13 protein-coding genes are annotated in these 12,388 nt (G+C 59.7%); 5 read left to right on the top strand and 8 right to left on the bottom strand.

Annotated features, from left to right (window positions below):
• Window positions 1-87: 87 nt before the first annotated feature.
• A complete protein-coding gene (gene araD1, locus EYD00_RS09795; RefSeq protein WP_004443144.1) occupies window positions 88-1,083 on the top strand; it encodes a 2-keto-3-deoxy-L-arabinonate dehydratase AraD1 in 996 nt (331 codons plus the stop codon).
• 197 nt (window positions 1,084-1,280) lie between these two features.
• Here araD1 and EYD00_RS09790 read toward each other — a convergent pair whose 3' ends face one another.
• From EYD00_RS09790 to EYD00_RS09760, 7 genes are all read right to left on the bottom strand, one after another.
• A complete protein-coding gene (locus EYD00_RS09790; RefSeq protein WP_004443143.1) occupies window positions 1,281-1,913 on the bottom strand; it encodes a histidine phosphatase family protein in 633 nt (210 codons plus the stop codon).
• A 23-nt stretch (window positions 1,914-1,936) separates the two neighbouring features.
• The gene (locus EYD00_RS09785) at window positions 1,937-2,353 is read right to left on the bottom strand and encodes a VOC family protein (RefSeq protein WP_004443141.1); all 417 of its coding nucleotides are present in this window, start codon (window positions 2,351-2,353) and stop codon (window positions 1,937-1,939) included.
• Window positions 2,354-2,408: 55 nt separating this feature from the next.
• Entirely contained in the window at window positions 2,409-2,867 is a 459-nt protein-coding gene (locus EYD00_RS09780) for a GNAT family N-acetyltransferase (RefSeq protein ID WP_004443140.1), read from the bottom strand.
• Window positions 2,868-2,983: 116 nt separating this feature from the next.
• Entirely contained in the window at window positions 2,984-3,580 is a 597-nt protein-coding gene (locus EYD00_RS09775; protein WP_034498729.1) for a class I SAM-dependent methyltransferase, read from the bottom strand.
• Window positions 3,581-3,584: 4 nt separating this feature from the next.
• Window positions 3,585-4,406, bottom strand: coding sequence for a transglutaminase family protein (locus tag EYD00_RS09770; protein WP_004443136.1), 822 nt, complete (start codon window positions 4,404-4,406; stop codon window positions 3,585-3,587).
• 21 nt (window positions 4,407-4,427) lie between these two features.
• Entirely contained in the window at window positions 4,428-5,369 is a 942-nt protein-coding gene (locus EYD00_RS09765) for an alpha-E domain-containing protein (protein ID WP_004443135.1), read from the bottom strand.
• 3 nt (window positions 5,370-5,372) lie between these two features.
• Complete coding sequence (locus EYD00_RS09760) at window positions 5,373-6,782, bottom strand: circularly permuted type 2 ATP-grasp protein (protein ID WP_006699591.1); 1,410 nt, start codon at window positions 6,780-6,782, stop codon at window positions 5,373-5,375.
• A 437-nt stretch (window positions 6,783-7,219) separates the two neighbouring features.
• On the opposite strand from EYD00_RS09760, the gene EYD00_RS09755 reads away from it, so the two are divergent.
• From EYD00_RS09755 to EYD00_RS09740, 4 genes are all read left to right on the top strand, one after another.
• Window positions 7,220-8,116, top strand: coding sequence for a DMT family transporter (locus EYD00_RS09755; RefSeq protein WP_004443133.1), 897 nt, complete (start codon window positions 7,220-7,222; stop codon window positions 8,114-8,116).
• A gap of 78 nt (window positions 8,117-8,194) precedes the next feature.
• A complete protein-coding gene (locus EYD00_RS09750) occupies window positions 8,195-8,812 on the top strand; it encodes a L,D-transpeptidase (RefSeq protein ID WP_004443131.1) in 618 nt (205 codons plus the stop codon).
• Window positions 8,813-9,051: 239 nt separating this feature from the next.
• Window positions 9,052-9,441, top strand: a complete 390-nt coding sequence (locus tag EYD00_RS09745) for a DoxX family protein (RefSeq protein ID WP_004443130.1) — start codon at window positions 9,052-9,054, stop codon at window positions 9,439-9,441.
• 163 nt (window positions 9,442-9,604) lie between these two features.
• Entirely contained in the window at window positions 9,605-10,513 is a 909-nt protein-coding gene (locus EYD00_RS09740) for a DMT family transporter (protein ID WP_034498732.1), read from the top strand.
• Between the two features lie 234 nt (window positions 10,514-10,747).
• Here the strand turns inward: EYD00_RS09740 and EYD00_RS09735 are convergent, their stop codons facing one another.
• Window positions 10,748-12,220 carry a DEAD/DEAH box helicase gene (locus EYD00_RS09735; protein ID WP_004443127.1) on the bottom strand — a complete coding sequence of 491 codons (1,473 nt, stop codon included), beginning with the start codon at window positions 12,218-12,220 and terminating at the stop codon, window positions 10,748-10,750.
• Window positions 12,221-12,388 lie beyond the last annotated feature (168 nt).

Below are 12,388 nucleotides of genomic sequence, written 5' to 3'. Positions count from 1 at the left end.
CCGGTTTCCGGCCACTTTCATAAGATGCAGGCGCAAGGCGTCGCGTAGAAGAGATAAAGGCGCCTTGCGCCGGAGGAAGAAAATCCCGTGCTCATTTCACAGATTAAAGATGCCAGCGGCAAGATCACCGTAGCGGTTCGCGAAGAAGGCGGAGAGGCACGCGCAGTCAAGGGCGCAGAGTCCGTTTATGCGCTTGCCATGGAAGCCGCCAATGGCGGCAAGAACCTTGCAGATGTCATTTCCGCCCATGGTCTGGGCGATGCCGTCGATCTTGAAAAGGCTTATGCCGAAGGTCGCTTCCTGCCGCCGATCACCCATCCCGATCCGGCTCATCTGCATCTGACCGGCACTGGCCTTACCCATCTCGGTTCGGCCGCGACCCGCGACAGCATGCACAAGAAAACCACGGAAGCCGCCGAGGAAAGCCTGACGGACTCCATGAAGATGTTCCGCATGGGTCTGGAAAACGGCAAGCCGAAGGCCGGTGAAAAGGGCGTTCAGCCCGAGTGGTTCTACAAGGGCAACGGCCATGTGGCGGCAGCGCCCGGTGCGGCGCTCACCTCGCCTTCGTTTGCGCTGGATGGCGGCGAAGAGCCTGAGATGGCCGGCATCTACGTGATTTCCGACAAGGGTGAAGCGGTGCGTATCGGCTTTGCCGTCTCGAACGAGTTTTCTGATCACGTCACCGAGCGGATCAACTATCTCTACCTCGCCCATTCCAAGCTGCGCCCGGCAAGCTTCGGCCCGGAAATTCGCGTCGGCGCTCCGCCGTCCGATATTCGCGGCACCTCGCGCATCCGTCGCGGTGATAAGGTCATTTTCGAAAAGCCGTTCGTATCGGGTGAAGACAACATGTCCCATACCTTCGCGAACCTCGAATATCACCACTTCAAATACGGCCTGTTCCGTGCGCCTGGCGATGTGCATGTGCACATGTTCGGCACGGCAACGCTTTCCTTCGCCGAAGGTATCAAGCCGGAAGCGGGCGACGTCTTCGAAATCGAAGCCGCCGGTTTCGGCCTGCCGCTGAAGAACCCGCTGGCGGTCGATGCGGAAGAAGACATCGTGGTTCGGCAGATCTGATCTGCGAGAGTAGCACGTAAAGGGTTGAGGTGTGGTCTCGGAGTATTCCCACCTGTCAACGTCATCCTCGGGCTTGACCCGAGGATCCACAACCCGGCGCTCACATGGATCCTCGGGTCTAGCCCGAGGATGACGCTAGAGTTTAGGTTTTGTGACCAATCGTCCCTTTGCGAGGACGATTTTCAAGCGGGCTCTTGTCAGCCATCACCGTTAGTCAGATGCGAAACATCCGCCAGTGAAACGACGGCGCGGTTCTGCCAGTAATCGTCTTCCTTTAAATGGGTGATGCTGCCGGAGCGCGCCGGAAAGCTGACATAACCGGCGCTGTCGATCGGCATCTTGATCCATGCCGCGATGACGAAGGTCAGGGCGAAGCCATGGGTCACGATGATCTGCGTGGCGCAGTGCCGCGCGATGATCATGTTTACGGCTCGATACACCCTTTCGGCAAATTCGCGTCTCGTCTCGCCATCGGCAATACCGCCACGATGGTCAAGGCGATTATGGTGCGGTGCCGGGATTTGACGCTCATCGAGCCATTGCTGCGGCATGCCTTCGGCCTCACCATAGCTCATTTCCCTCAAGTCACGCATGGTCTCCATTCGCTGCCCGAAGCGTTCCGCGATGATTTCTGCGGTCTGCGAGGCGCGAAGCAGGTCGGAGGTGAAGATTTCCACGGGCTCACCACCGACCAGCGTCGCCAGTCTGGCAGCCGCCGCCCTGGCATCGGTCCTGCCGTGCGGCGTCAGTTCGGTATCATACCAGCCGCCGACCCGGTTCTCGACATGGTGGACCGACTGAGGATGAGTTACGACATAGATGTTCTTCACGGTGGCGTCCTGTTTCTTTGCGGTCAGCCCTGTTCAAATCCCCAGAGCTTGCCTTCTCCCACTTCCACCGAGTTCCCGGAGGGGTCGCGGATATAGACGGAATAGCTATCATTCGGCCAGCGGTGATAGTGCTCGATAGGAATCCCGAGCGTTTCGAAGTGCGCTTTCCAGCCGTCTACCTCCGATTTGTCCCTTGCGTAAAAGCAGAAGTGGCCTTCACCTGCCGTGCCATGGCGAGGGATGGGATTATCGGGATCGGCCTTGCGCGACTTCTCGGGGTCGAAAACCAGCAGTACCTGCTGCCCGCATCTGAAAAAGACGAAGCTTCCGGGCACCTTGCGGATGATCTCCAGCCCGAAGACATCGCGGTAAAAAGCCTCGGCGGCTTCCAGATCATTCACATAGATCGCGGTTTCCATGATGGCTGTTGGCGGTTGCATGGTGCCTCCTATGGTCGAGATGTGGTGAGGAATGATGGGTAGGCGGCGGGCGGCGTCATGTCTTGTAGGTCAGCACCGTCAGATCGTGCTCGCCGACGCCCCGTTCGAGGATGGTCCAGCCGCAGTTGAGGTAATAGTCCTCAAGACTTGCCTCGCAGCAGAGGTAGCACGTCTCGTGACCGAGTTCGGCGGCCCTTTTTGTTGCGGCCTGCATCAACGCGCGCGCCACGCCAGAGCGCCGGCGGTCTTCCTCCACCCACAGGGCCGCGACCCAGGGAAGATAGTGCGGGCGCTCCTCGAGATCGCAATGAATGAGAAAAGCGGAGCCGACATAGGCGTCGCCATCATGGGCGACGAAACCGGTGGGGAGGGCGTGAGGATTTGTCATCTCTTTCAGGTGCTCGAGGACATCGCCCACCTTGAGGCCGCTATCTTGCCACCACGCCGTCCAGACCCTTTCTGCTATGATGGGTCCATGCGACTGGCAGTCGCGATAGTCGGAAATGCTGTACAATGCCGTCTCCCGGCCGGTTTTGTCCCAAAAGGATAAACCGGATCATGCTTTCAACTGAGAACGGCGATTAAAACGGGTGCTGCGCCTTTTTGCAACCGTGAACCTGTCGCGGTTGGTTAGCGCTTTTTGGCCATGACATGCAGCCAGTCTGTCGGCAGCTTGTCGTAACCGCTTCCCTGCCGGGCTTCGATCTCTACGCCCGTCCAGTCATATTGCCCGTAAAGCTCCTCCAGCCATGACCTGGACGGATAATTGTAATAGCGGCCGAACGTATCGCGTCCTTCAGCCTCTCCGGCCTTGAAGCTCGCATAAAAGACGCCGCCCTGTTTCAGTGCCGTGTGGATACGGCCGATGATGCCGCGCAGAGCAGGGCGTGGCACGTGCAGCAGGCAGGCATTGGCCCAGACGCCGTGATAGCGCCCGACCTCATCGATATTTTCGAACAGCAATGTCCTGACAGGAATGCCGAGTCGGGCTTCCGCAGCCTTCGCTATATCGGGCGTTCCATCTGTGGGATGCACGTCGAAACCGGCTGCCAGCATATATTCGCTGTCCTGCCCGCCGCCGCATCCAAGTTCGAGGATGGTCGCGCCTTTTTCCAACTGCGACAGGAATGTCTTGAGATGCGGGCGGTCTGCTGCCTGCCCGCGGGTGGTATAGGCGGTTGCGTTGTCAGTATAGAAACCGATCGTATCGTCGTCTCTGGCGGCCATGATCTCAGCTCTGGGACTGGCTCTGGCTCTGCGATTGCTGCACGGTAACTGAAACGCTCAGCGTCTCACCGGCCGGGCCGATGCGCATGCCAGATATAGGCGCGCAATCGCGATAGCAGAGACCGGATGCGATGCGGACATAACGGTCATCGGGGCAGATATTGTTGGCGGCGTCGAAGCCGACCCATCCAAGGCCCTGCAGATGCACCTCGGCCCAGGCGTGGGTAGCGGTTTGTTCCTCCACCGCCTCCATCATCAGATAACCGGATACATAACGGGCAGGCAGGCCCATCTGCCGGGCAGCGGAAATGAGAATATGGGCGTGGTCCTGACAGACGCCCCTGCCAGCCTCCAGTGCCGCTTCGGCCGTGGTTTCGATGTCGGTGGAGCCGGGAACATACTCCACCTTGCCGTGAATGTTTTCCATGAGATTGTGGAGGCGGGCAAGCTCGCTCTCGCCGACGCTCACCTTCACCAGTTCGCGTACCAGCTTTCCCGGTTTGGTCCGCGGCGTTTCCCGCAGGAAGAGCCAGAGCGGCGCGTTGCCGATGTGGTGACCGAACACGCCGGCCTTGTCCTGCGTGTTCACCGTGCCGCTCGCCACCACTTTGACCCGCTGCTGTGGGCCTTCCGTTTCCACCAGCGCGACGCGATTGCCGAAATGGTCGTCATAGGTCACTTCGACGGTGGCGCCATCGACCGAGACATCCCAGTCCTCCACCGTCTGGCTCGGGCCGGTCTGCGGTGTCAGGCGCAGCCGCTGCAAGGCATAGGGCATCGGCTCGTCATAGACATATTCCGTCGTATGGGTGATTTTCAGACGCATAAGCTGTCCCCGTCTACGCGCTCATTGATAGAAGCGGTAGCCTTCCGTGATTTCCTGTCCCAGTTGCCCGTTGCGATGGACGAATCTTTCCAGAAACTCGTGCAGGCCCTCGTCCATGACCCGGGCGATGGTGGTCGCGCGCAGGCTGTCGCGGATGCTTTCCGCCGTATCGTGTGCCTTGTGCCGTTCGCTGTAGTCCTCGGCGATGTAATTGAGGTTGCTGGCGATCTTCTCGTAACAATAGGCAAGCGAACGCGGCATGCGTCCATTAAGAATGAGGAAGTCGGCGATGTTGGCCGGTTTGTATTCCGCATCATAGACCCAGCCATAGGAACGGTGGGCCGAAACCGAGCGCAGAATGGATTCCCACTGCGCATTGTCGAGCGATGAGCCGACATGCGCCACAGCTGGCAGCAGCACGTAATATTTGACGTCGAGAATGCGCGCCGTATTGTCGGCGCGTTCGATGAAGGTGCCGATACGGGAGAAATTGTAGAGATCGTTGCGCAGCATTGAACCGTGGAAGGCGCCGCGCACCAGACCGGCGCGGTGTTTGATCACGTCGATGGTCTGCGGCAGTTCCGCATGGTTGAGCTTGCGGCCGAGGATGTTCTTCAGCTCGATCCAGAATTCGTTGGTGGCTTCCCATGTCTCGCGCGTCAACGCCGTGCGCACCATGCGGGCATTGTTGCGCCCCGCTTCGATGCAGGACATGACGCTGGATGGGTTCGATTTCTCGCGGAGAAGATAATCGATAGCATTTGCCGCCGTCACCTTTTCGCGTGTTTCGAGGAATTCCTCGTGCACGCCCGCGCTTTGCAGCACGCCGTCCCAATCCTCGTCGCCGCTGCCTGAGCGCGTCAGTGAAACGCGCAGGCCCGCATCGATGAGCCGGGCGATGTTTTCAGCGCGCTCGATATACCGGAACATCCAGTAGAGCCCGTTTGCCGTTCTGCCCAGCATGGCTTAATCCTCCAGTACCCACGTATCCTTGGTGCCGCCGCCCTGGCTGGAATTGACCACCAGCGAGCCCTGCTTGAGCGCAACGCGGGTCAGGCCGCCGGGAATGATCTGCACCTTGTCCGAAACAAGCACATAAGGACGCAGATCGACATGGCGCGGCGCGATGCCGTTCTTGACCATGATCGGCACGGTGGAGAGCGACAGCGTCGGCTGCGCAATATAGTTGGATGGGCGTGCTTTCAGCTTTTCGGCAAACAGCGCCCGTTCCTTTTTCGATGCGGTGGGACCGACCAGCATGCCGTAACCGCCTGAACCGTGGACCTCCTTGACGACGAGATCGGCGAGGTTGTCGAGAACGTATTTCAGGCTGTCCGGCTCGGAACAGCGCCAGGTCGGCACGTTTTCCAGGAGCGGCTTGCGGCCGGTATAAAATTCGACGATCTCGGGCATGTAGGAATAGATCGCCTTGTCGTCGGAAATGCCGGTGCCGGGGGCGTTGGCGATGGTGATGTTGCCGGCGCGATAGACATCCATGATGCCGGGAACGCCAAGCGCCGAATCCGGCCGAAAAGTCAGCGGGTCGAGGAAGTCGTCGTCGACGCGGCGGTAGAGAACGTCGATGGCCTCATAACCGCGCGTCGTGCGCATCTTCACCTTGCCGTCCATGACGCGAAGGTCGGAACCTTCCACCAGTTCCACACCCATCATGTCGGCGAGGAACGAGTGCTCGTAATAGGCGGAATTATAGATGCCGGGGGTCAGCACCGCGACGCGCGGCTTGCCGGTGCAGCCCGGAGGGGCGAGCGAGGCAAGCGACTGGCGCAGCAGATAGGGGTAATCCTCCACCCGTCGCACGCGGTTTTCATGGAAAAGTTCCGGGAACATCTGCATCATCGTTTCGCGGTTTTCCAGCATGTAGCTGACACCGGAAGGCGTGCGGGCATTGTCTTCCAGAACATAGAACTGGTCTTCGCCGGTGCGGACGATATCCGTGCCGACGATATGGGTGTAGACCCCGCCGGGCGGCGTGAAGCCGATCATTTCCGGCAGGAAGGCTTCGTTCTTTTCGATGATCTCACGGGGGATGCGCCCGGCGCGGATGATTTCCTGTTTGTGGTAGATATCGTCGAGGAAAGCATTGAGGGCGAGAACACGCTGTTCGATGCCCTGGGCCAGTTTGCGCCACTCACGGCCGGAGATGATGCGCGGGATAATATCGAAGGGTATCAGTTTTTCTGAACTATCGGCGTGGCCATAGACTGCGAAAGTAATGCCGGTTTTTCTGAAGATGTTTTCCGCGTCTTTTGATTTCTGGATCAGGTGTGCCCTGTCCTGCCGGCTGTACCATTCGTTATAGTTTTCATATGGGCTTCGCGGCGTGTTGTCCGCATTTATCATTTCGTCAAATGCCAACTTCGATGTCCCCTTTTTTGCCATATGAATACAACGACAAATGCAATGCAAGAACTATGCAGGCCTCCCCGAGAAGATTTTTTGTCGCTCTAGAGTTTTAAAAAAGAAGCGTTTTTTCGGCTTCCGCCTATAAATGCGGCATCGGCAAATTGGTTGCGGGGCGACGAGCGGTGTAAGCGGGCGGTGGCGCTGTTTGCGCCGTGGGCGAATGCATAAATTTTGTTCGCTCGCTTTCGGTTGATGAATGTCCGGCGTCGCATCAGAAAATCTGAAAGATGTGATCACCAAAACGCCTTTGACCTTTTGCCGGGATGCGGATACCGCCATGCTGAACACCCGGGTCGACTATTCGCCGGTTTGCGTGAAGCCGCAGAAATATCAATTCGCCGACTGTTCCGCACCGGTAGCGGACACCATGCTACACAGAGGATGCGCCCATGTCGCTCGACCGTTTGGCTCCGGCCATCTTCGTCTTTCTCTGGTCGACGGGCTGGGTCACCGCCAAATATGCGGTCTATTATACCGGGCCGCTGACCTTCCTCTGTCTGCGCTATCTTCTGGCGGGCGTTTTGCTGTGGGCGATCTGCCGCTTTTCGTCCATCCAGTGGCCCGAAAGTCGTGTCGATATCTTCCGGGCGATCCTGTCAGGCGTCTTCCTGCACGGTCTTTATCTCGGCATGATCTGGTGGGCGATAGGGCAGGGCGTGCCGGCGGCGATCGGCGGCATTATCGCCGGCCTGCAGCCGCTGATGACGGCGGTGGCCGCCCGTTTCATGATCGGCGAAAGGATTTCGCCGCTGCAGCGCGCCGGCCTGCTCATCGGCTTTGCCGGCATCGCCATCGCGGTGCTGCCGAAGGTCATGGCCGCGGGTGCTGTCGGGCTGTCGGTGCCGCTTTACGCCGTGGCGGTGAATGTGCTGGGCATGACCTCGGTCACCTATGGCACGCTCTACCAGAAGAAGTACGTGCATGGCGGCAACATCATGGCGGTGGCAACGCTGCAATATGTCGGCGCACTGCTGGTAACGGTTCCCTTCGCGCTTCTGCTGGAAGATGGGCATGTGGACTGGAGCCTCGGCCTTGCCGCCACGCTCGCCTGGTCTGTCGGCGCGATTTCCATCGGGGCCGTGGCGCTGCTTCTTTATCTGATCCGGCGCGGCCAGGTTTCACGCGCCGCTTCGCTGATCTATCTCGTGCCGCCGCTTGCCGCGGTGGAAGCCGCCCTGCTTTTCGGCGAGACGCTGACGCCTGCGATGATTGCGGGTACGGTTCTGGCGGTGACAGGCGTTTATCTCGCCAATCGCAAACCTGCCGCATCGGTTGCGGCTGGTTAATTACTGCAACCTCATATTAGGGGTTTATTAACCATAAAATTATACCTCTCGTTAATCACATGATTTGGCGGGGGTTACATGTCTATTTCACGTCGTGGTGTTCTGTTTGGATTGCCGCTGTTTCTGGCTGGCTGCGCAAACACCGGCATCGGCCAGCACAGGCTGGATTACGCGGCGAAGCCGGAGGAAAAATTCCCGCTTCCCGCCATGCATCTCGATAAGGTGAAGCCCGAACTGCGCCGGCAGGAGGTGGCCTATGATACGCGCCATCCGGCTGGAACGGTGGTTGTGGATACGCCGGCGCGGCGGCTTTATTATGTTCTCGGCGACGGTCGCGCAATGCGCTACGGCGTCGGTGTAGGCCGCCAGGGTCTTGCCCTGAAGGGTGACGCCTATATCGGTCGCAAGGCGGAATGGCCATCCTGGACACCAACCGCGAACATGATGCGCCGCGATCCGCGCAATCTGAAATTCGCAGCCGGCATGCCCGGCGGCCCGAACAATCCGCTTGGCGCCCGCGCGCTCTATCTTTATCGCGGCGGCAACGACACCATGTTCCGCCTGCATGGCACCAACCAGCCGCAGTCCATCGGCCACGCCATGTCGAGCGGCTGCATCCGCATGCTGAACCACGACATCATCGACCTCTATAGCCGCGTGCCTGTCGGTTCGAAGGTGGTGGTGCTGCAGGCGTGAGGCGGGACGGTTTTTCCGCCTGTTGCGATCGAAAAAATGTCTGAAGCCCTGAGTTGATTTTTCTGTAAGAAAGTCAATTTTCTATGGTGAAATCAACTATTTGTAGAAAATGGCGTTTTGAGTATTTTAGGTAGTTCTGCAATATCGGAAACGTGATTTCCGCTATTTCGGAGGTGTATCCATAAACGTGCCATCGCGCTCTTATCGGCGCTTCACCACTTCAACGGGGACACATCAACATGGCAATTTTCGATTCTCTCTCCCGCTATCGCCCACAGGCACTCGGGGCGCTGCGCATCATGACGGCGCTGCTTTTCATTTCGCATGGAACGCAGAAGCTGTTCGGTTTTCCGGCATCGCAGATGGAAGGCTCCCTGCCGACGATGCTGCTGGTGGCGGCGATTCTGGAATTCGTCGGCGGCATTCTCGTGCTGATCGGCCTTTTCACGCGTCCGGTCGCATTCATCCTGTCCGGCCAGATGGCGGTTGCCTATTTCATCGCGCATGGGCCGAAGAGCTTCTTCCCGGCACTCAACGGGGGTGATGCCGCCATCCTGTTCTGCTTCATCTTCCTCTATCTGTTCGTGGCCGGTCCGGGCGCTTTCTCGGTGGATGAGCGCCGGGCCTGATCTGCCTGACCGGACATCGATTTGTTTTGCCGAAGCCCCGCGTGGCCAACGCCGCGCGGGGCTTCTTTTTAGAGCAGGGTCGATACTTCGGCCGCGGCCGAAGCATAGGCGTCTGTTTTCCGGTTAAGAACGGGTCACCCTCAATCTAGTTGGAAATCGATCCGTGTCCTCTGAGAACCCCATCGCCCGCGAATTGCTGCTTCTGGCCCTGTTGTCCACGCTGTGGGCCGCATCCTACACTTTCATCAAGATCGGGGTGGAGACCATTCCGCCCCTTACCTTCATCGCATCGCGCACGATGATCGCCGGTCTGCTGCTCTTCGCGGTGATCCGGCTGCGCGGGTTGCGTTTGCCCACGGATTTAGCGACATGGCGGCTGTTCTTCATTCAGGCCTGTATCAACAGCGTTCTCCCCTTCACGCTGATCGCCTGGGCCGAACAGAGCATCGATGCCGGCCTCGCCGTCATTCTCAATGCCACGACGCCGATCTTTACCTTTCTTCTCACGGCGCTCGTGATCCGGCATGAGGCAGTCAGCGGGCGCAAGCTGTTCGGCACGATTGCCGGCATGACGGGCGTTTGCCTCATTATCGGCATGGAGGCACTTGATGGGGCGGGCGAGGCGATATGGAGCCAGCTCGCCGTGCTGACAGCGGCATTTTCTTATGCCTGCGCGGCCATTTTCAGTAAAAATTTCAAAGGGCTCGATCCGATCATGCCGGCCGCCGGCTCGCTTATCTGCGGTGCTGTCCTGCTGCTGCCCGTGAGCCTGATTGTCGACCGACCCTGGACCTTGTCGCCTTCGGCGGCATCACTGGCGGCGCTGTTGTGCCTCAGTGTGTTTTCGACCGCGCTCGCCTTCATGATCTATTTCCGGCTGATGCAGACGCTCGGTTCGGTCGGGACCACCTCGCAGGCCTATCTCAGGGTGCCGGTCGGGGTCGCCTTCGGCATGGCGTTTCTGGGGGAAATGCCGACGCCCGCCATGTGGGGTGGGCTCGTCTGCGTCATTGCGGGCGTGCTGGCGATGACCCTGCCGTCACGGCGTCGTCCGGTCGCGCAGGGGAACTGAAGGCGAAGAAAAGCCCCGCTACCGAGTGTGGCTGCGGGGCTTGATTATTGGCGAGCGCGTGCCGCTTGTTTCTTCTCCCCGCCGGGGAGAAGGTCGCGGCAGCGGGATGAGGGGGCAAGGGTGATGAGATACGGCAACTTTACCGTCTCATCCGACCCTTCGGGCCATCTTCTCCCCGGCGGGGAGAAGAAACGCCCGGCAATGCCGCGGCGTCCTCAATCCATTCAGAACGACTTAACGGTTGCGGCCGCGATGGCCGTTACCGGAAGCGCGTTTTTCCTGGCCGTTGCCGCCGGCAGGGGCGTGGCGGTTGGCGCCGCTGCCGCCGGGCTTGCGGGCCGGACGACGATGCTTGCGCGGGCCAGCCGGGCGGCCTGCGTCGCCTTCGGCCTGCTTCACGCGCTTGAAGTCTGAGGTGACTTCAAGATCATTGTCCGCATCGCGCGGCGCGTGGTGGCGAGACGGGCGGGATTCGCCGTTGTGGCGTCCGCCTTCGCGCGGGCCGCGCTGCTGGCCGCCATTGTTATTGCGTCCGCCGCGGTTGTTGTTGGGGCGCGTCGGGCTGGCAAGACCGGCCGGGCGTTCACCAGAAGCAACCGGAATATCGATCTTCATCAGCTTTTCGATGTCGTGCAACAGGCGGGTCTCGTCCGGTGCGCAGAAAGCAATGGCGATGCCATCGCGGCCGGCACGGGCGGTACGGCCGATGCGGTGGACATAAGCGTCCGGTACTTCCGGCAGGTCATAGTTGAAGACGTGCGTCACGGCCGGGATATCGATGCCGCGCGCCGCGACGTCGGTTGCGACCAGAACCTTGATCTCGCCGTCCTTAAAGCCCTTCAGGGCGCGCTCGCGCTGGCCCTGGCTCTTGTTGCCGTGGATGGAGGCGACCTTGAAACCGATATGTTCGAGATGCTTGTAGAGCTTCTCCGCACCGTGCTTTGTGCGCAGGAACACGATGGCGCGGCCATCCGGGTTCTCGTTGAGAGACTTCTTCAGAAGCTCGGTCTTGTCGTTCTTTCCGGCGACGAAGTGGACATATTGCTCCACCTTGTCGGCTGCCTTGCCGGGCGGGGTCACTTCGACCTTCAGCGGATCGGTCAGGTAGCTGTGGGCCAGATCGGCGATCGCCTTCGGCATGGTGGCGGAGAAGAGCAGCGTCTGGCGCTTGGCGGGCACCATCTTCGAGATCTTGCGCAGATCGTGGATGAAGCCGAGGTCGAGCATCTGGTCCGCTTCGTCCAGCACCAGATAGGTGACCTTGGAGAGCGAGATGGCGTTGCGGGCGATGAGGTCAAGCAGGCGGCCGGGGGTTGCCACCAGAATGTCCGTGCCCTTTTCGAGCTGGAGCTGCTGCTTGTTGATCGATGCGCCGCCAACCACCTGGTTGATGCGCAGCGGCGTCTTCTTCACGAAAGCGCGCAGGTTTTCGCCGATCTGGTTCACCAGCTCGCGGGTCGGGGCAAGGATGAGCGTGCGGCAGGTGCGGTTTGCCGGGCGGTCCGCCTGCTTCATCAGCATTTCGATGATCGGCAGGCCGAAAGCGGCGGTCTTGCCGGTACCGGTCTGTGCGAGGCCGATCAGGTCGCGGCCTTCGAGCAGCAGCGGAATGGCTTTTGCCTGAATGGGGGTCGGGGTTGTGTAGCCAAGCTGGGTAACGCTGGCAACAATCTTTTCGGAGAGGCCGAGTTCGCTAAAACTGGTCAATATAATGCCTTTCGGGGCGCCAAAAACCAATCGTCCGGAACAGGGCTGCTGTCCGGCGGTTTCGGCGTCAAGAACCCCGCGTGAATTGGGAACTTGTGGGTTGGAATAACTTTCTGCGCATCAGTGCGGCACATGCCGTCTTCTGTATTCTCTGCGCTTTTCCTTCAT

Origin of the sequence: Agrobacterium sp. 33MFTa1.1 (genome assembly GCF_004328495.1) — a bacterium.
Classification (GTDB): Bacteria; Pseudomonadota; Alphaproteobacteria; order Rhizobiales; family Rhizobiaceae; genus Agrobacterium; species Agrobacterium pusense.
The sequence above is the reverse complement of the archived record's forward strand: the minus strand, read 5'-3'. Positions and strand labels throughout refer to the sequence as shown.